Genomic DNA, 20586 nt, shown 5'->3' with positions numbered 1-20586 from the left:
AGCCGTATGCGCTGAGAGGTGCACGTACGGTTTGGAGGAAAGCTCTCGGAAACCTACTTTAGTAATAAAACAAGGCGCCGGGGGCTCATCCTACGTATGACGCAGTCCGATTTGGGCGAAAAATTAGGAGGTATAAGCAAGCAAGCCGTATCGAAAATAGAACAATCAGAAGACATCGACGATGAAAGATTAAAGGATATAGCCTTTGCTTTAGGCGTTACTTTTGACGGATTGAAAAACTTCAATGAAGAAAAAGTACTCTATAATACTATAAATTTCTATGAGAATAGCGGCGTCTCGGCAACTACAGTTAGTGCTAATGTCGAAAATGTTATCAATAATCCATTAAAGGAAGTGATTGAATTATATGAAAAACAACTTTCTGCTATTCAAAGCAAAATAGACGAGGCACTTAAGCGAAAGGATTAACTATAGTTGTTGAAAAAATAATGCAGGTAAATCAATGTTAATTGGGGCTTCAATTTTTTTCTCTTGTTACAATATTATGTTGGAACAGGAAACGTCAGGCTGATTAAGTCTGGCGTTTCTTCTATGTGTTCCTGTAAAAAGTATGCAGCAGTAATAATCCAGTGGAGATTGTTTTATGATGCTATTGATCGATTCGTTTAACCCCTTCCATTGTGCCCTGAACTGCAACATAGCTAGCGGGATTTTCCGCAATAAATCTTGCTGTTGCTTGTGCGTTGTTTACAGCATTGATTATTTGATCCATATTCACATATGATAATTATCAGTTATCCTTTATTGGTTTGCTAAATTTATGGAATGCTTGTGACATCTTCTAATTTATTAGGCCACTTACGATTAGCCTATAAATAGTCTGGTAGAAACAGGGTTGAGTACAGCGAAACGCTGTTGTTTATTTGACCAATGTCAAGGAATGACTTAGCGATGCATTCAATTGGTTGCGAAGCAATGGTTTGAATGCATAAGGGAGAAAGCCGACCTAAATTATGGGTAGAATGACCTAAAACTGTAATGACAACCCATTAGGGATAGCAGCGGATAGCCCGCAGTGCAGCGAGGACTTGCAGCGAATATGAGCCCGGCCCGCAGGGAATGGCCGGTAGCAATTTTAGAAGTCACATATCGATATGAGGTTATTAACCCGATGAGTTTATTTATTACATTAGCACCTACTTGAAATTTCATTATGAGTATCCTTATCCCCGACCTTTCACAATCACTGCCTGAAACGGAAATTGATCTTACTCTACGGTTTTCCGATGATTACGAGGGTACATTTAACCGGAATGCGAATAATCAAAACAATTTTAGCCAGATCAGAAGCATCATATGTGACGGGGTTGTCACGTGCTATTTTCAGAAGTATAAAGCCGATGAAAAGAGTGGGGAAAGCAGGCATAAAATCATTATTCCGATTGGTCAGGAGCGAGCTATAGAAGCGATTGTAAAATTGTGGGAGCATAAGATTGATACCTTCAACCGTAGATATTCATATAGGGTCAATAAATTCAAGGAGGCCAACTTTTTTAATGAACCGCAAAAAGATACCGTCAAACAAAAATGTCGGGTGAAATTTACTGACGTAAATGAGCGAATTGATGCACCGGACGAGGCGTTCCAAAAATTATATCAGACAATCAATAATTATCCCATTCCGCAGGTTGACCTGAATAAAGAAAAGGATAAAGCAATTTGGGAAAAATATGTTACTGCTTTAAAGAAACTTGTTAAACAAAAGGAACAGGTCTGGAAAATTTCAAGCATCAACCGTCCGTATGCTGTTACAAAGGACGATGGCACAGGGCGCGCTACATTTATAGATATTTTTATTGACGAAAAAGAGCTGAGCGATAAATTCGGTAAAAGCCTAAAAAATCTATTCAAACCTTCTGAAATTCACGATTCAGGTGTAAATGACGATAAAGCTTTCATTGAATTTAATAACTACCGGGAACTATCTGCTAAAGAATTGACGCAGCTAAAGGATCTTGCCGAAGAAGCTTTTTATGAATTGTCGCCAAATGCGCCTACCCATTATCTTTCGGGTAAAATAGATTTCAGGTTTTCTGACCCGGAATCAAAAACGGAATTGCTGGCAGTTTTGCAGCAGAAGTTACTTGATGACTATCAGTTAGAAATTAACCTCGACACGAATGAATACATTAATCTGCAGAAAAGTGACATTCATCATTTGCAGAAGATTATAGACGACAATTTCGCTCATTATCTCACACTACGGCAGGATAGAAATTCCACACTAAAGGTCAGCTTTAAATCGTTATCTGACCTGCAGGCCATCATGGGACAGATTAAGGAAATATTAAACAGCGATGGTTTAGATAAGGCGACTGTTTCCAGTGTACCTGACCAGCAGGAGATTATTATTGCCGTCTCCGCGTTTATTCCAAGGTTAAAATTTGAATCGCAAGGGCTATCTTTTGTAAAAGCAGTTACGCGATTTGAACCATTTAGATCTATTAATTTACATCCGGTTAATGGTTTGACGCTCAATAACAGGTGCTTTGAGTTGACAAATGCAGGTAAAGAGCAGGTTGGCTTGGCGTCTGATTTGCTCAAACGGACTTTTGGCATTGATTTTAGAAGACTACCAACCCAATACTATTTTAAAGTCAATCCTAAAGCAAGTCAGTCTACGTTGCGGGATTTTAAGACGGCTACTGATCTTTCCGGTAAATCATCTTTTTCAATTGTCACTTCTGAACTTACTATAACGGCTGATGATAGGGAAGATTTTCAACGTCAGATACAGCGAATCCAGCTTTCATCCCCGAACGCAATAATAGAACAAAAGCCTTTTGCGCCCCGGTATCAACTTGTATTTAAGACTGAGCTGGCGGAGGAGCGTCAGCAAATAATCGGAAAACTCCAGGCAGAAATAAATAATTCCCTAACTACCAACGTGTCATTTGATGTTGTTAAGGGGCAGACCCGGATTCTTTACTATTACGAATTTAAAGACGAAGACGATAGAAGCAGTTTTGTTCGTGCTATCTCCCAGACATGCGAGCGATATAAGGACTGGATTACCAATCATTTTGAGAGTAAATCCGGACGTACTCTTTATGAAATGACGAAAAATGAAACGTTAGAACTGGAGAGGGAAAAGGAGGTTAGAAGAAATGTTAGCCAAGCTACTTTTATTTTCCTTACCCCTGAGCAGAATAAACGTCTGGCTAAAGAAATCGAGCAGAAAGGTATAGATGCCTATTTCAAGGACGGAGTGCAGATTGGAAAGTTAGTTCGTAAAGACCGAGAGAAGTTAAGATTTCAAATTACAGAAGAATTTGATCAGAAAATAAATGCGAGAGAAGCGGACCGCCTGGATTTGACTGATGTAGAAGCAGGTTTTATAAAGCCAATATTTCCAGGTGAACTTACGAATATCGGCAGAATGATCAGGGCAATGAGAAAGGTCACTGCCCCTGGTAAGAGAAATGGTTTCCCTGTGAATCCTAACCTTGCTAATTTCCTTTTTGATCCTAATGAAAGTAGGCTGTATGAGAAAGAATTAGAAGAGGAGAAAATTATAATCGCAGCTAACCTTAATGAGCCGCTATTACGCGATCAGCCAAAGCAGTTAGAAGCAGTTGCCAAAACAATACTTGCACCTGAACTGGCGTTGATTCAAGGTCCGCCAGGTACGGGAAAAACCACGGTAATCGCAGAGCTTATCTGGCAAACCTTATTAAGAAATCCAACTGCCAAACTATTGATCACGTCGCAGACCAATCTTGCGGTAGATAATGCGCTTGAGCGTTTGAAGAGCCGAAAATCGGTAAGGCCAATACGAGTCGGCAACATCGAAAAATTTGAAGATGAAGGAAAAGTCTATGCCAATGAAAAAATAAAACGTTGGTTACATGGAAAAGCCGGTTCCGATCAGGAGGAAATGAACAAGGATAATGCTGTAGTTAAATGGATTGAGGAAGTTAAAAACAATTGCAGTGACGACCCTAAATACAGTAGAGCGGTAGCTCTTTGGAAGCAACAGTTGGATGAGCAACCCGCGTTAATTAAGTCAACATTTGCTCAAACATATCATAAGCACGTAAACGTCTTCGCAGCTACTTGTAGTGAATGCGGTAGCAGGACTTTCGGAGATACCTATCAGGCAATGTTCAATAAGAATTCCGAAGAGCAAGGGGACCCTGTGTTTGATCTGGTAATTATGGATGAAGCGAGTAAAGCAACTCCTCCCGAACTTGTCTTGCCGCTGACATTAGGCAAGAAAGTTGTAATTATCGGAGACCATAAGCAATTACCACCTATGATTGATGAACGAGAGTTTGGAGAAGCACTGGATGCTGTAGGGGCAAAAGATCTTATTGATGACTGGACCAAAGATGATTACAAAGTATCACAATTTGAAAAGCTGTTCCGTAATGCACCAAAGAAAATAGTGACCAGCCTTGACACGCAATTCCGCATGCATGAGCAGATCATGAATTGTATTTCACAGTTTTACAGCGATCAGATAGAATTGGAAAATGGCTTGATCTGTGGTATTAAAAGTGGCATGGACGTACCTGATTTCACGGTTAAAACAAGCAGGTGGCACGGCTTAAAATTGGAACCTTTTTTGGAGCCGAAATATCACGCTATATGGATAAATGTGGACACGCCCGAAACGAAAGTAGGAACATCCTATGAAAACGAAGGAGAGGCTATTGCTATTAAAACGATCATTTCAGCCCTTACTCAGGCGGACGGCTTTCAAGAATATCTCAGCCACTTCAAAAAAGATGAAGAGCGGGAAATAGGAATTATTACCTATTACATGCCGCAGATGCAACGCATTAGAAATACTCTGTATCCACATTTTACAAAAAACGAATGGCGCAACTTTGAGCAGCATAAAGCAGAGAACGAGTTTGGATTACCGTTTCGGGTAAATACCGTTGACCGTTTCCAGGGTATGGAGCGTAATATTGTTATCATTTCGACGGTGAGAAGTAACAAGCAGGTTATTGATGATAATGGAAGGAGGCGGATAGTTGACAATAACAAATATCCATTTGCTTTGGGATTTGCACGGGAACTGCAACGTATTAACGTGGGCTTTTCGCGTGCTAAACGTTTATTAATTGTAATTGGCAATGAAGCCCATTTCTCCAATAAGCCTGAATATGCGTATGCTATTCAGAAAATGCACCGCCTTGATATCCGACAACTTCAAAACCTTATAGAAAAGTGAGTATACGCTTAAATAAAATCGCCAGGGATCTGCGGGCCAGTGTTGCAGATATAGCTGGATTTTTACGATCTAATGGCTTTGAAACCGAAGAAGATCCGAATGAGATTCTATCAGATGAGATTGCCGAATTAATAAGAAATAACTATACAGCTTACCTGGTTGACCGAAGCAGAAATTCGGGCAATAAACCAACGGCCTTTAAGCCCGAAACAAATGGTTCTGAATATCTTCCTGTCGAACTAAAAATAATTGAAGCAGCCAGCCGGGAGAAAAAATTAATAGAGAGGATCATAGGCTTCACGGAATTCCAATGGAACTTCACAGTTGCCAAATACAAAGGTGAATGTTCCCAACCCATTGATTTTACAGTCTTTGATCAGGTAATATGTGATCTACTTTTGGTTGAAAAAATGCCGATTGAAAAAATCGGCAGCATTTTAGGGCTTGATATTATTAATGATCCTGCAGAACGTGAAATATTAACGACCGGTTTAAAAGCTTTAAAAGATGATAAAATGGTGGACGGTGACGATAACCTTTTATTCTTGTCACCAACCGGAATTTCCTATGCGCAGCAAGGTGTCAAATATTCCACATTTAGCAGAAAGTTTGAACTATACTTTGACACTTCATTTGGTTCAACAAATGATATAAAAAACATCTTCAGTAACCTGGAAAGTGAAAGGGTTGATGCGTCAGTCACCAGACTGCCTAATAGTCTTGCCGCTATTCAGAATTTGGCAGAATTTCAAGCTCCGGAAATCCACTTTCCGGCTAAGAACTATTTGCTGCAAAAAGTAGAGTTTGTAGGAGCAGAAAGTTATTCGGCAAAAGTATGGGTAATCCTGCTCGAAAATTTTCGAGATAATTCCATCCGAACACTTGTTTATGATGAACGGCAGAATAAAGTATTAGATATTCTTTCGGAAATACTCGATCAGCAAGAGCCGGTTAAATTGAAATTACTTGACCAACTTATTAAGCTGGACGAAGCTATTGAGTATACGCAGGAGGAGAAAAAAGAGGATCAAATTAAAATCGAGCAGGATTTAATTGAAAAGCAACACGAGATAGATGAGGCAATAGACGCCCAAGACGTTGAAAAGATCAAAACGATAGAGTCTGAAATCTTCCAGATAAGGCGGCATTTTAATTCACTGGAGTTCGAAGTTGAATTAAAGCGCCTTTTTGATGAAACTGCTGAGGAGTTATGGATTATTAGCCCCTGGATAAAAAAAGCGACAAACTATCGCATTCCATTTTTTGAAAAGTATTTAAAAAAGGGAGGAAAAATTTTTGTTGCCTATTCCGAACCAGAGCAGCCAGGTCAGGAAATGGCTTTAGAGCCACAGCTCAATAAGCTGCTTGAACTGGAAAAAAAATATCAGCATTTTTATTTACATCAATTACCTCCTTTTCATTACAAAAACGTTTGGTTGAGGAATACTGCTGAAAATGATCTTTATTATACAGGCAGCTATAATATTCTTTCCTTTTTTGTAAGCCAGGGACTCACACATGTCCGGCAGGAAAAGATGACCCGACTGGATTGGGACGCTGAAATACAGGAACAGTACTTAGATGTTATTGCCAGATTTGGAATTAAATATATTAACAAGGCGATTGAGGATCTAAATACTATGTGCGCTGGCGCACCTAAAGCAATTGACAAAGCGTTTTTGCAAAGGCTTAAAACACTTGACAACAGCAAACTTCTACCGTTCCTTAATTCGGGCATCGATAGGTTTGATGAAGCATATAAAGAATTGGAAAAGGCAAAGGAAGAAAACGTGAATTACTTTCGCAGGCACTATTTTGAAGCACAAATGGAATCTTTTAGTAAACGTATTCAGGACTTGAAGGGACCAATAGAATTTAAATTAAAAAAGAATTGGCAAACTGAATATGAACAACTAAGAAATGAATTCATGGACTTTATGGATATTCAGATGGGCAGAGCTCAGGAGGTCGCGAAAGCCATAGATTCGCTGAAGACAATTCCGTTTAATGTGAAAAGGAAATAGTACTGTATGCTCCGATATATTGGGAGAAGTGATCTACATTATTAATGAAGTCATAGAACACTTAAAGAATGCTAAACCATACCACATGAGCTATAAATTACAAACGCAACTGCACCATTTTAAAATCGGTCACAAACCAGCGGACAAATCTTTAATTGTCGAATGGTATTATTTCGATCTTGATGAAGAAGGTGAGAACGAGCGTGGATTCACCTATGATGAACTAACTACGTTCCAAAATTACGTTGTCGAGAATGTAGTTAATTTTGACGGTTTGAAAAATTACCATGCTACGGACGAGTTTGATGTGCCAACCTTGGAAGTTTACGACCTGGTGCCTGATGAACGACTCACGTTCCCTAAATATCTTATCTTGAAGCCTCAGCCAAAATTGCAACACAAAGGAATTAGTACCGCAATGGAAATTATTTTACTGGACAAGAATAACCAGGTAAATCATGACTACAACCTTCCCTTTGGTGCTATCGGAAAAATAAAGACCTATTGAGAAGTAGAGAAAAACTGTAAAGTGTCAAATAAGCTCGTAAAACAACATACGGTTTCTAAAGCTTACTTAAAGCATTTCTCTATAAACGAGGATGGCAGGGATTTATTTGTTATTAACAGTGCTGATAAGCACCGTCCATATATTCAAAAAGTAGATTCCGGCCATACCGTATTCTGGCAAAAGAAGTTTTATAATTCCGACAAATTTGCCACCCCAACGGATTTGGAAACATTTTTCGCGCGAGACATTGAACCCACCTATAGCGGAATAATTAATTGTTTAAAAACGAACATTGCGGTATCTGAATGGACCATCAAGCTTGAATTATTTCAATGGATTATTTATAGTAAACTGAGAAGTCCTGTTTGGAGGGGGTATTATTTACAGATTTTAGAGAATTCAAAAGAATTTCAGGGGGCCAAATTGGATTTCTCCAAAGAAAAATTGATTAAGGAATTGCATTTGACATTTTTCACAGAGGAGAGCCTGCTTAATGAAATGATCGAAAAATTTGCCAACATCCTTCTAAGTAAAAAATGGAAAATCCTTATTGCTCCCGGAGCTAATTATTGGTGGACAACCGATAACCCGGGATTCGGTATAAACCTGGATAAAATAAAAAAGAATCAGAAGGTACTGCCAGATCCTTTTTGGAATATTTTAGATAACGGAACGCTTATTTATTTCCCGCTATCTAAAGATTATTGTTTGCAAATCGGCCCCTACGAGAAAGGAGATAGTATTTACCTGAATTTGACGAATACAGATATAACGTTTGAAAAGCCTGGAACAGACTTGGCAGGATTAATCAATTATTGGTCGCTCGTTTCACAGGAGCACTTATTAATTTCGGCAGACAGGGAGCAAATCGAAGCAATAGCTTCGATACTGAATAATCAAGATGATGATACTCAGAAGAGCTTCATTTAAGAAGGTCTGAGGGTAAACCTACATCAGCAGGATCAATTCCCACGTCCTTGCTGTGGGTGATAAAGGAGTTGATCAAATCTTTTTTTTGCTGAACCATAGCTGCCATGATATTTTTCAGGCCGTCTAACGGTTCTCCGATGGGATCAAAGGACATATGGGTACCAAATACGGAATTGTATATGTCGTAAACTACTTGCTGCACTATGTTGATTAATTCCCGTGCATCCTTTATCGACAATATGTTTTTTACGCCAGCCCTGCTTTTATCTGTGTGGCTATAAAGTTTATCACGCTGTAGCAGCAAATTATCAATTTTATCTTTCACAGAAATCAATTGGTTTTCCCAGGCAGTAAGTGTGGTTAGGTTAATTGATTTAACCGAATTATACTCGAATCCCGGCTTGAACTTTTCAATGAATTTGTGAAGATTGTAATAGTCCCCCGGCCGGTTAGCTAGTAACTTGGAAAGTTCCGTCACGTAAATGCGCCAATGTATTTCACGGCTATATTTTAAAAACTGATTTTGCTTAATCACTTCAAGCTCCAAAGGAGCTTTATCTAAATACAAATATTCAACGATCTTAAATGAGGATTGCGCCAAAAGCATAATATCCCTTACCTCTTTCGTAAGATTCTCAAGTTTATTTAGTAGGGCCTCCATGTACTAATAATATTTACAAAGATGCATTTATGTTTACTGTAAAGAGGAAAGACAAGAAAGACTATTGGCAATTCATACAGGGACAATTTTAGACGTTCTTTATGGCTTCTGATGCGGATCGGCGGCAGACGGGATCCATAACCTGACGGTGTCTTTTACTAAAACTTTGCGCCCGTTTTCCATACACACCGCCTTTCCACGAAAATCGTCATTCCAGGGATAACCTTTAGCCAGTAATTCTTTGCCTAAAAAAACCGCCTGCTCGGCATTGATCTCATATTCCTCCTCATCATTTATGCCCGTAAATTCGCTGTGCTCCGCCATAAATTCTTTCAAGTGTTGCTGATCCTCATCAGACAGCTCCGCCACTTTTTGCGGAATATCGTGTAAATGCTGGAAGATATTAAGCCAGACCTGTTTGATCGGGATGATCTTTGGTTCGCTAAACTTACCGTTTTCTTTGATCAACCGGCCTGCGCTTTGAATATGGTCGTTATCGTAATGGGTAATGATAACACGGTCCAATTGCTTTCCCAAACCACATCCTCTCGGTCAGAATCGAATTGTCCATTTTGTAATTGGCGATGAGCAATTTGTTGAAAGCGCTAACAATTTCAAATTGGACAACAAAATTGGGTTAGCCAACACATCTACGGCTCCGCGAAAAAGAGTATTTAGTACAAAATGTAAAGTATTCGATTCATACAGGGAATCCAAGAGTTTTTTTACTATACTTAATTTTCTGATAAAAAGACACTTGTATTGAATTGGAACGCAATTTTAAAAAATGCTTTTTAGATAATATTATCCATTTTTTCGAAATAACATACTTGTTATATTAGGATATTCTAAATTATAACATCCTAACCTGCACATGAAATTAACCTTAACCTTAGTTTTCCTGATTTGTATTTTTTTCACAGCAAAGTCACAAAACTGCATTACGCAAACCGACCCGAATACCGGCAAAACTACAACCTCGGTCACTACTATTTTGGAAACTGATTCGACCTTACGGTCGGCCCGGCTCAGTTTTATAAGATCGGGAACAGGAACATCAGTGGGACTGGCGATCATGAGCCCATCCCGGTTTTCAGTATCAGATCTTAATGCTATTCAATTAAAAATAACCTTTGCCGATCAAACCCAGCAGACGGTTTCTGGCTCCGGCCATACTCATATAGCCACGGTGGCCAATGGTACCGCGATCCTGTTCGAGGGGGATATTTCCGCCACAAAAACGGAAGCGTTGAAAAAGAATCCTCCGGCACAACTGGACCTGCTCGTGAACGGCCATTCAATCTCTATACAGGTCTTGCGGGATAAAACCAATCAGATCACCGCAAACCTGGACTGTTTAAACCAATAACCGTATTAACCTGCCTTATTTTATGATGAAACCTAAATGGATTCTGACAGCGTTGCTGTTTGGAATGTCTATAGCTAAACTATCAGCCCAGCAGCCCAAGATTATGCCTACTTCCCCCGAAGCTTCAGCATTATCGAAACTGGTCAACTTCCCGGTCAGCCTGAATACAGGTGTGCCCAATATCAATATCCCGTTTTACCAGATCCAGGATAAAGAGATAACAGTACCTATCGGTATTTCCTATCACGCAGGTGGCTTTAAGATTAACGAACAGTCGACCAGCGTAGGGCTGGGTTGGAGCCTGGACAGCGATATCGGTATTACAAGAACAGTTAACGGCATGGATGATTTTAAACCCACTGTTGGGTATCTGGCCAATACCAATATGCGTGCCTATTATGAGAATTTTGATTATTGCCCAAGTTGTGCTTTTCCATTAGGCAGTACTTATTTCTATGATGCCCAGATCGCCACAGGCGGTGCCGATGGAGCCCCTGATCGTTTTTCATACAAGTTGGCTAATAAATCAGGCTCATTTTATTTTCGGAAAAGTGATAATGGTACCGGCTATTCTATTGTGCCTGTGCCTTATGATGATATCAAAATCCAGTACAACAGCGGGCAATTTGTTATCACTGACACTGATGGGACAATTTATTATTTCGGCACTTCCGGCGTTGCCTATCCTTCTACAGCGGCAAGCATGGGGGTTGAATTGTCAGGAGGGATTAATATATTTAATAATACCTGTAATAATTGCTCGGTGACCGGCTGGAAATGTACAAAGATCCAAAATGCAACCAATACCGCGCAGGTTACCTTTGCCTATCAGGCCAAGACCTTGCTTCAATATACGAACGGCAGCGAATCCATTGAATATTATGACAACCTTAATCCCTGCAGCTATGGCGGATCTTACTTAACCTCAGATATTCCGCAGACCACTGCCGGCATGGATTATACTACCCTGATCAACTCTCATCCTTTCTGGACACTGCCATGGCCTAAATACATGGAAAAAACTGCCTCAGGAAGTATATTCCACATACCTTACGCACCATACAATTCTGGTACCATGAGCTGGAGCTCAACCTTTGTTGACCAAACATACGGAGGCGGGATCTCGATTGGAACTGATTTGGGCGAAAGCAATGTGCTGTCGCTTGCGCCGTCTTCAATAACTTTCAATGGCGGATCAGTCCAGTTTTCAGGAACTGATAAGATCGACTCTATTTCAGTTATTAATTCTTCGAGTCAAAAGATCAAAACGATTGCGTTAATTTCTTCCTATGCAACTTCTCCTGATATGACGTCCGCGAGGCTATACAATGGCTCCACGTGGAATGGCACACTCTATCTTGATTCTGTTCGTGTGCGGAACAATAATATTAATTATGAGCGGTACATGATGTATTATAACAAATACTGTTTTGGCAGTCATCTCAAAGGAAGAGATGCCTGGGGCTTTGTTAACGCGGCGACAAAGGATATTTCGCTATCAGCGATGCAAGCCAATATCCCTAAACAGTCCGTAACTCAGTTCTACCATTATGATACCTATGCTGGTTGCACCAACGGCGTTAATCATACGTTTACTTTTGGCGCGGCCGCCAATATCGAAAGCCCTGATCAAAATGCCTCGCAGAAAGGTATGCTTCAGCGGATCGTATATCCTACCGGTGGTTATGCGGATTTTGATTTTGAAAATAATATGGCCAAAATCACGAGTTTTACCAATGCCAAACCCAGCTATATGGTCGGAGGGCTGCGCATTCGCAGCATTACCTATTGGGACGGTAAAAATAACAAGCCGGTATCCCAGAAATATTACAGGTACGGTGAACTGGAAGACGGGCTTGGTGTTGTTGTAAATTCACTGCCGCGGCAGTTTAACTCGGGTGTTTTTACCTGGGACGCTTTTCATTATAACCAAACCGTTAGTTATTTTTTCGGGCCGACATCAGGAACCTGTCAGAATGCCTCTTGCATGATTCTGCAAGGCCAGGAAATCAAAACAACTTATCAACCGTCGTCATCCCTTGATTATACCTATTCAAGCGGCTCGCCTATTTATTATACAAGGGTTACCGAATATAACAGCGACATGGGTGCTATAACAGGAAAAAAAGTTTATAATTATTATGACCCGGATTATTTTGTTCCTGCTACCCTTACCTATAATAATCTTTTTTATGGCACCAATATCCCGATTATCAAATCCGATGGCTTTTTCGGGATGGAAAAAAGTGAGACAGAATATAAATACGAAAACCAGCAATACCTTCCGGTACATAAAAAGGAGTTTGATTATAAAAAATGGGAACAATCAGGCCAGCCACGGGTAGTTTATTCCTTCTTACGGAATATTTGCCAGGTAGCATCCGGAGGAGTATATTCAGGCGGTTCTGATGGACTTTATAACACCTCGGTTTCAGGCGGCTGGCAGGGAAGAAGCTCCGATTATCAATCCGGCCAGTATGGCATAAAAGTCGGAAAGCTACTGCTAACCGGAGAACGCGAAAAATGGTTCACTAATACAGACAGTACAACCATTGCCAGAAGCTATTACTATGATAACCCGAATTATTTACAGGTGTCTCGGATCGTGACGATTAATAGCGACGGTCACCATATTTTGGAGACGATCAAACGTCCTTATGATTACGGCGGAACGTCTGTTTATGATCAGATGAAGGCTGCCAACAGGATCAATGATGTGATCGAAGATATTAAATTCGACAGCACGGCGAACGCTGAACTTACGCACGTAAAAAGCAACTATGCCAGTTTCACGACAGGGCCAGGTTTTATTGCAAAATCATCCGAGCAGGCGTCTGTAAAAGGCAACGCGCTGGAGAACACCATCACGTATGATGTCTATGATGTAAAGGCAAACCTAGTCCAGGTTACCGGAAGAGATGGGGTTCCCAAAACATACCTTTGGGGGTATAATTATAAATATCCGGTTGCCGAAATTTTAGGGGCAAACTACAGCCAGGTATCCACTATCGTAAACTACCCGACCCTTCAGACGGTCGTAGTGGATAGTTCTTTGAGATCGACCCTGACCTCGGTTAGGGCTAATTTGCCAAACGCAATGGTTTCATCATCCACCTATAAATTGTTAACAGGAGTTTCCAGCCAGACTGCGCCAAACGGGCTTAACAAATATTATGATTATGACGGCATCAGCCGCTTGATGCGGATAACAGACCACAATAAAAAAGTGATCAGTCAATATACCTATAATGAGACCGGACCTGGTTCGATTCTTGCTCTTCCCGGCTATGTGGTCAGCCCCAGTGTACCGGTAATGGCAACGTTCAGCGCTTTATGCGGATCAGGCGGAACTTACAAAAGCTGGAATTACGTGGAAACAGGTGGTAAATTCACGAGTACTTCGGCTGCTTTGGCGAATTCAAGTGCCGAATCTGCCCTGTTTTCAACAGATGGCCCTGCTGCATCTGCCGGTATCCCCTGTCCTGTGGGTCAGATGGTCCACCTTTCTTTGGTAGCGTTTATGTATACGGGGAGCGCTATGCCGAGCAATGCTTACATGGATCTGTTCCAAAACAAACACATAGTAGCGTCTCAAAAATTTCCGTATAATTCAGGAAGCACGGACTTTTATGTGTCTACCGGAAATTACCAATTGGGTTTCCGGCTTAACGAGAACTTTAATCTGAGCATCCTGGAATATTATGTGCAGCCTTCGACGGGCTCAGGGTTCTACGCGCGTTCCGGCGATGCGATAACATTCAGTCCTGGCATAACCTATACGATTACCGTAAGTAATTCGCTGATGCCATAATTGATCTTAAGCAGCCAATAAAACTAAAATAAATAGCATGAAAAAACTAGCCTTAATCACGGTTTTATTCGTTTTTATATCGAATTGTCTCTTCGCGCAATGGACTACTAATGGAGCAAACATCTACTACAATAGCGGAAAGGTAGGTATCGGAACCACATCCCCGACTTATCCACTTACCTTAAACAACGCAGGTGAGACTGGTATCCAAACTATTTATAATGGAACATCCGTGTATTTAAGCCATGGAGGATGGGGCATGGGAGCGGGTAAGTTCGGTATCGGGAATCCATTACTTCCAACGCTTGTTATCAATGCAACTGCAAACGGCGCAAGCTCAGCAGGAAATGTCGGTATAGGTACACTGACTCCTATTGCCCCTTTCCATGTATTTACGAACACTGATACTTATGGCATAGTTACAGGAGACGGTAGCAACTCGAACCTCCGTATATCGGGGACTACCGGGGGACCAACCGGTTACGGATTGTTACAAACCTTTATCGGCGGAGGAGCTACGGCAGGAGGGATTTTGTCTTTACAAAGAGATGCTGGTAACGTAGGTATTGGTACATCAGATACCAAAGGTTATAAACTTGCAGTGAACGGCAGCGCCATTGCGACCGCTGTATTCGTCAAACTCTATTCCACGTGGCCGGACTATGTTTTCAAGCCAACCTATCAACTCCGCCCTTTGGCTGAAGTCAAGACGTATATAGACCAAAACCAGCACTTGCCGGAAGTCCCGTCCGCGGATGAAATAGCAAAGGATGGATTAAACCTTGGTGAGACGAACAAGCTGCTGATGAAGAAAGTGGAGGAGCTAACTTTGTACCTGATTGATAATGAGAAAAAGGACAAGGAAAAAGACAAGCAATTGGAAGAACTGCAGAATAGGGTAGCACAACTTGAAAAAACTGTTTCAAAATAACATTGCGAAGAACAGCTGTCATTAACCTAATCATTATCAAATAACATGAATAACTTAAAGAATCTAATTTTATTAGCGATAGTTTTTTGCTCACTGAGCAGTTTTGCACAGATGAATGTGCCAGTTCAAACCTCGGGCTCGGGTCCGTTGGGCTCAACGAACTCCCTTTTAACATTTACATCGGGGGCGCCCGTGACCGCCATACAGGAAATATGGGGATTGAACCTTTGCGGCACCAATGTGCAGCCGGTTAAGGTTTATAACGCAAGTTTGCTGGTAGGGCTTCAGTCTAATAATCAGGATTACGGAACCGGGAACATTTTTGCGACTGGAAACGTCGGTATTGGCACTACTGATACCAAAGGGTATAAACTTGGGGTAAACGGCGGCGTTATTGCAACTTCAGTCACGGTAAAACTTAACTCTGCATGGCCGGATTACGTGTTCAAATCAGCCTACCAACTCCCTTCCTTAACGGAAGTTAAATCGTACATCGACCAGAACCAGCACCTTCCCGAAATTCCTTCAGCAGAGGAAGTTGAAAAAAACGGACAAAACCTTGGCGAAATGAACAAGCTACTGATGAAGAAAGTGGAAGAGTTGACTTTGTACGCGATAGAAAACGAGCAGAAGGATAAAGAAAAAGACAAGTTGCTGGCTTCGCTCCAGGAGCAGATCAACCTGCTGAAGCAACAGCTTACAGCGATTACAGGAAATGCAAAACACTAACCAATCCGTATCACACCTAATATCTTAAGGCATGAGAAGAAATGCTTATCACAAAAAACGCCTGTTAATTTGTTGTTTACTGATATTGTCCGGTCTGTACAGGCCGGTTTCGGCGCAAACCTATCTTCCGCCACCGGCAACATTGACGACCGCTCCTGTCGCCGGTTCTTATTATAATTACAGCGGTATTACACTGAATCCGAACTTCAGTTTTACCGCCGGAGCAGGAAGCAGCATGAGCTTTTATATTGCCAATCCGGCTTGCCAGCCGCTGGCAAGCAGTTTTAGTCAAGGCCAAAATTACGTTGCTACTTACACACCGCTTGTAGCATTTAACGCAAGCGACAATCTTGCTTCGAAAAACGTCTGTGAGGTTATGGCCACAGTTCAATATTTTGACGGGCTCGGCAGAACATCACAAACCGTTAATGTTAAAGGTAGTGCGGACGCGACCAAAGACCTGGTGCAACCTTTTGCATACGACCAGTTCGGACGCGACAATATCAAATATCAGCCTTTTGTAGCCACTACCGGAGACGGGAGTTTTAAAAGTGATGCGCTGACATCAGGCATGGGCACGTTTGCCTTTTATAATCCATCAGGTTCAACCGGGACCCAGCAATCCAATGGCGTTGTGCGGAATGGTTTCCCTTCTTCAGAAACTTTATTTGAACCTTCATTTCTGAACCGTACGATTGAGCAGGGCTTCTCGGGAGATAACTGGCAGATAAGCACGAACACTTCCGCCACAAGCCCCGGTCATACTGTTAAAACGGGTTATTATCTCAATGATGCAACGACCCCTTATACAGGAAGCGGATTCTGTATCCGCAGATATTACATAACACCGAATTACGATGGCTCCCCCTTGTTGAGCAACAGTGGCTATTTTCCCAAAAATCAGTTGCAGGTAGCTGTTACGAAAGATGAAAACTGGCAATCGGGTATGGGAAGGGCCGGCACCACGGAAACCTATACAGATAACCAAGGCAAGATTTTGGCAAAAAAGACATTCAATCAAAATCCAGCGGGGCAGCTTGACACACTTGCTACTTATTATGTCTATGATGATTTCGGAAATCTGACCTTTGTATTTCCACCCGCAGCCCGTGCGGATCAACCCAACTTCAGTTTTACGACAGCCAAACAGAACAATTTATGTTACCAGTACCGGTATGATTACCGGAACAGGCTCTGTCAAAAGAAGATCCCGGGAAAAGGCTGGGAATATATTGTTTATAACAAAGCCGATCAACTGGTCGCAACACAGGATAGCCTCCAAAGGGTGGCAAAGCAGTGGGTATTTATTAAATACGACGGCTTCGGCCGAGCAGTGATGAACGGGATCTGGAACAATAACAATATTGCGATCTCGCAAAAATCATTGCAGGATACACTCAATACTAAAACCAGCCTGTGGGAAACAGCTGCAGCAGGCACGACTTATGGTTATACCAATGCCGCATGGCCGGTTGGCAATGTTGTAACAATGCTTAAAGTGAATTATTATGACGGGTATACGACGGGACTTATGCCTAACTTCCCGACCGGCTGGACGACGCCCGGCGGCGTAAGCACAATGACAAAAGGGCTCCAGACGGCGAAGAGAGTAAATATTCTTGGTACAAGCTCCATGTTATGGGATGTTAGCTACTACGACAATATAGGAAATGTTATCCAGCAAAAGAATCAACATTATTATAACTCGACTGTTAGTGAAAATAACTACGACCTGTTTTTAACTACATACAGTTTTACTAATAAACCTACGGTAGTTACCCGAAAACACTATAATATGACGAATACGGCTAATCCTAGCATAACGATATTAAATCAATACACTTACGATCACTTAAACCGTAAGCTGAGCACTTGGGAACAAATTACAAACGGCGCCAACGCTGCTACCACCAATACTCTGGTGTCGAAACTCGCGTATAATCCGATCGGGCAGCTGATGACCAAAAATCTGCATAGCACGGACAGCGTAAACTTTAAGCAGAGCATGACATTTACATATAATGAACGGGGCTGGCTATCATCATCAAACTCAGGCCTGTTTAATATGAGTTTATTATATAACACAGGTACTTCAAAAGCCTATAACGGCAATATCAAAACGCAGAACTGGACCGTAGGCGGAGTAAACCATAGCTATGATTATGCCTATGATAACCTGAACCGGCTCACTGGAGGAATAAGCGGAGACGGGAATAACGAAAGCAATATCAGTTATGATTTTAACGGAAACATCCTGAAGTTGAACAGATCCAAAACATCGGCTTCAGCTTATATTGATAAGTTAACCTATACTTATAATGGTACCAATCAATTACAAGCGATCACAGATTCTACTACAAACACGGCAGGAATAAAACCTGGAATATCCCGCTACAGATATGACGGTAATGGCAACGGCACGGTGGATTCAACGCGAAGTACCGGCCCTGTTGCAATCAGTTACAATATGCTTAACCTGCCAAACCTGGTATCGGGTTCAAAGACGGTGTCGTATACCTATGACGCGGAAGGTAATAAACTTCGCAAATTCAGCACCCCCGGCGGGAAACGATATTATATAAGCGGAATAGAGTTCGAGGACCCGGCCAATACCGGCACCTGCAATCTAAGTTTCATCCGAACTGATGAGGGCCGGGTTTTTACTTCGGGAACGACGGCCAACTACGAATATAATTTGTCCGATCATCTCGGTAATGCACGGCTGTCGTTCAGTATGCAGACTGCTACTCCAACAGTAACACAAACCGACGATTATTATCCTTTCGGTCTTGAAATACCTGGTTCAGTGGTTGCATCGCCAAAAAACGAGTATCTTTATAATCATAAGGAATTACAGGAAGAGACGGGCTTATATGATTATGGCGCGAGGTTCTATGATCCAATTATCTGTAGGTGGACGAGTATTGATCCATTAGCGGAGAAAGCACGGGATCTTACTCCTTTCAGATATGGTTTCAATAATCCGATAAACATGGTTGATCCAAACGGAGCTTATGAAGAAGACGGACATTTTTGGACAGTTTATTTGTTAGCAACACAATTCGGATTAAAGAATGCCCGAGAATTAGCGGATGCCGCGGAATGGCCGGATGTTGCGTCAATACCCACATATTATATACCAGGATTGCAACAAAAGTATCATACTTTGACAGGTGGCTACGCAGAATTGGAAACAAATAATTCTGAAGATATGTTCTATGCCGCTAACAATATGAAGGATTTAGGCATTGCAATCCATCGACTAGGCGATTCTTATGCACATCGCAAACTAGGAGATGAATCAGTAATGTATGGCAACCGTTATTTTACAGGGAGGCATTTCTTGTTTGATGGAGGAGCCCCTGATCAGATATCCCTACGTCCCCGTTTATATCTTGAATATGTCAATAATCTGGCTCGACTGTTGAATGATGCGTATTCTCCGCGTAATAACTATGATATGTTTACTTTCAATTATATCGCTAACCCAAAAAATCATACAGATCATTTGGCTAATGATGCGATTTTTCAAACTGAAATCAGTATATTAAACGGACATAAAAATATATTGTTAGGGACTAATGCCTTCACTAAGCAAATTAGCCAATATATAAAACAAAGAAATCAAAACTATGGTTCGCATTTCTCTGTCAAAACAGTTCAGGTCGATGAGTATACTAGAGGAAGCGATGGACAATTCAAGAAAAACACAACGACTCAAACTTCTGTTACTGAAGATTAAATAATACATTACTCCAGTTATATAGGAGTAATTTAGCGGATTCTGACACACTAAATGATTATTAAACTAGTAATATGTCTTTTTGGAAAAGCACTAAAATAGCGTCAATTTATACCCTTTACTTTATTTTTATATTTATCTTTACTTTTATTGAATTTGCCACTGATGGCGCACCTACAACAGGGATGTTCATTATAATTTCCGTAGGAATTTCGCTATTAATAATTTTGTTTTTTGGTATTTGTCGCGCTTTACTCAAATTCAATAAACAGAACAATGTTCTTATAGACTCTTTGATATTATACTTACTGGCAGAAATCTCTTTTTTGTGTATATCTGGTGAACTTTCTTTTTTTGGTGTTTTACACATTTTCCATTTAAATGATGAGCTTAGGTATCCTATTTTAAATTTATTTAGAGAAAAAACTGAATTAGTATTTTCTCTTTCATCTTTTATTTCTGCTTTCCTTTTTTCGATTCAGAGAATATATATTACAAAAAATAGAGGTTGCTGATTAAGATCGTTAAAAGATAATTACGAATTGGGTAACGTTACCGCTTTGTTATAGGCGCATTACTAATGGAAGAATGCCCAGCTATCCAAAAAATTATGGGCAGATTCAATATCCATCAGGATTATAGTTAGCTTGGTCTAAACTTAATAACTCAAGAATTTAT

General features: G+C 40.9%; 13 protein-coding genes. 11 read left to right on the top strand and 2 right to left on the bottom strand.

Going from position 1 to position 20586, the window contains the following annotated elements; translation table 11 throughout:
- Positions 1 to 96 precede the first annotated feature (96 nt).
- The 5 genes from ABIC84_RS20595 to ABIC84_RS20575 all read left to right on the top strand — a co-directional run bounded on the left by ABIC84_RS20595 (position 97) and on the right by ABIC84_RS20575 (position 8665).
- A complete protein-coding gene (locus ABIC84_RS20595; RefSeq protein ID WP_429264784.1) occupies positions 97 to 429 on the top strand; it encodes a helix-turn-helix domain-containing protein in 333 nt (110 codons plus the stop codon).
- A gap of 745 nt (positions 430 to 1174) precedes the next feature.
- On the top strand, positions 1175 to 5203 hold the full coding sequence (locus ABIC84_RS20590) for a DEAD/DEAH box helicase (RefSeq protein ID WP_429264783.1): 4029 nt from the start codon (positions 1175 to 1177) through the stop codon (positions 5201 to 5203).
- A complete protein-coding gene (locus ABIC84_RS20585; protein ID WP_429264782.1) occupies positions 5200 to 7227 on the top strand; it encodes a hypothetical protein in 2028 nt (675 codons plus the stop codon). The genes ABIC84_RS20590 and ABIC84_RS20585 overlap by 4 nt, the downstream gene beginning before the upstream one ends.
- Positions 7228 to 7312: 85 nt before the next feature.
- The gene (locus tag ABIC84_RS20580; protein WP_429264781.1) at positions 7313 to 7735 is read left to right on the top strand and encodes a hypothetical protein; all 423 of its coding nucleotides are present in this window, start codon (positions 7313 to 7315) and stop codon (positions 7733 to 7735) included.
- 21 nt (positions 7736 to 7756) lie between these two features.
- A complete protein-coding gene (locus ABIC84_RS20575) occupies positions 7757 to 8665 on the top strand; it encodes a DUF4238 domain-containing protein (RefSeq protein WP_429264780.1) in 909 nt (302 codons plus the stop codon).
- Here the strand turns inward: ABIC84_RS20575 and ABIC84_RS20570 are convergent.
- Together ABIC84_RS20570 and ABIC84_RS20565 are read right to left on the bottom strand one after the other, a co-directional pair.
- Entirely contained in the window at positions 8658 to 9326 is a 669-nt protein-coding gene (locus tag ABIC84_RS20570) for a hypothetical protein (RefSeq protein ID WP_429264779.1), read from the bottom strand. The genes ABIC84_RS20575 and ABIC84_RS20570 overlap by 8 nt on opposite strands.
- A 99-nt stretch (positions 9327 to 9425) precedes the next feature.
- Positions 9426 to 9851, bottom strand: a complete 426-nt coding sequence (locus tag ABIC84_RS20565; RefSeq protein ID WP_429264778.1) for a hypothetical protein — start codon at positions 9849 to 9851, stop codon at positions 9426 to 9428.
- A 349-nt stretch (positions 9852 to 10200) separates the two neighbouring features.
- Between ABIC84_RS20565 and ABIC84_RS20560 the strand changes: the two genes are divergently transcribed.
- From ABIC84_RS20560 to ABIC84_RS20535, 6 genes are all read left to right on the top strand, one after another.
- Positions 10201 to 10695, top strand: a complete 495-nt coding sequence (locus ABIC84_RS20560; protein WP_429264777.1) for a hypothetical protein — start codon at positions 10201 to 10203, stop codon at positions 10693 to 10695.
- Between the two features lie 22 nt (positions 10696 to 10717).
- Positions 10718 to 14506, top strand: a complete 3789-nt coding sequence (locus ABIC84_RS20555) for a hypothetical protein (RefSeq protein WP_429264776.1) — start codon at positions 10718 to 10720, stop codon at positions 14504 to 14506.
- Between the two features lie 37 nt (positions 14507 to 14543).
- Complete coding sequence (locus ABIC84_RS20550; protein ID WP_429264775.1) at positions 14544 to 15437, top strand: hypothetical protein; 894 nt, start codon at positions 14544 to 14546, stop codon at positions 15435 to 15437.
- Between the two features lie 45 nt (positions 15438 to 15482).
- On the top strand, positions 15483 to 16166 hold the full coding sequence (locus tag ABIC84_RS20545) for a hypothetical protein (protein ID WP_429264774.1): 684 nt from the start codon (positions 15483 to 15485) through the stop codon (positions 16164 to 16166).
- 31 nt (positions 16167 to 16197) lie between these two features.
- Positions 16198 to 19908 carry a DUF6443 domain-containing protein gene (locus ABIC84_RS20540; protein ID WP_429264773.1) on the top strand — a complete coding sequence of 1237 codons (3711 nt, stop codon included), beginning with the start codon at positions 16198 to 16200 and terminating at the stop codon, positions 19906 to 19908.
- Between the two features lie 74 nt (positions 19909 to 19982).
- Entirely contained in the window at positions 19983 to 20423 is a 441-nt protein-coding gene (locus ABIC84_RS20535; protein WP_429264772.1) for a hypothetical protein, read from the top strand.
- Positions 20424 to 20586 lie beyond the last annotated feature (163 nt).

It is taken from the genome of Mucilaginibacter sp. 3215, from assembly GCF_050433785.1.
Taxonomy (GTDB): domain Bacteria; phylum Bacteroidota; class Bacteroidia; order Sphingobacteriales; family Sphingobacteriaceae; genus Mucilaginibacter.
The sequence above is the reverse complement of the archived record's forward strand: the minus strand, read 5'-3'. Positions and strand labels throughout refer to the sequence as shown.

What these genes read in the sequence shown, in the direction of transcription:
- ABIC84_RS20595 (WP_429264784.1), top strand. Translation starts at nt 97, where the DNA reads ATGACGCAGTCCGATTTGGGCGAAAAATTAGGAGGTATAAGCAAGCAA.
- ABIC84_RS20590 (WP_429264783.1), top strand. Translation starts at nt 1,175, where the DNA reads ATGAGTATCCTTATCCCCGACCTTTCACAATCACTGCCTGAAACGGAA.
- ABIC84_RS20580 (WP_429264781.1), top strand. Translation starts at nt 7,313, where the DNA reads ATGAGCTATAAATTACAAACGCAACTGCACCATTTTAAAATCGGTCAC.
- ABIC84_RS20570 (WP_429264779.1), bottom strand. Translation starts at nt 9,326, where the DNA reads ATGGAGGCCCTACTAAATAAACTTGAGAATCTTACGAAAGAGGTAAGG.
- ABIC84_RS20560 (WP_429264777.1), top strand. Translation starts at nt 10,201, where the DNA reads ATGAAATTAACCTTAACCTTAGTTTTCCTGATTTGTATTTTTTTCACA.
- ABIC84_RS20555 (WP_429264776.1), top strand. Translation starts at nt 10,718, where the DNA reads ATGATGAAACCTAAATGGATTCTGACAGCGTTGCTGTTTGGAATGTCT.
- ABIC84_RS20550 (WP_429264775.1), top strand. Translation starts at nt 14,544, where the DNA reads ATGAAAAAACTAGCCTTAATCACGGTTTTATTCGTTTTTATATCGAAT.
- ABIC84_RS20545 (WP_429264774.1), top strand. Translation starts at nt 15,483, where the DNA reads ATGAATAACTTAAAGAATCTAATTTTATTAGCGATAGTTTTTTGCTCA.
- ABIC84_RS20540 (WP_429264773.1), top strand. Translation starts at nt 16,198, where the DNA reads ATGAGAAGAAATGCTTATCACAAAAAACGCCTGTTAATTTGTTGTTTA.
- ABIC84_RS20535 (WP_429264772.1), top strand. Translation starts at nt 19,983, where the DNA reads ATGTCTTTTTGGAAAAGCACTAAAATAGCGTCAATTTATACCCTTTAC.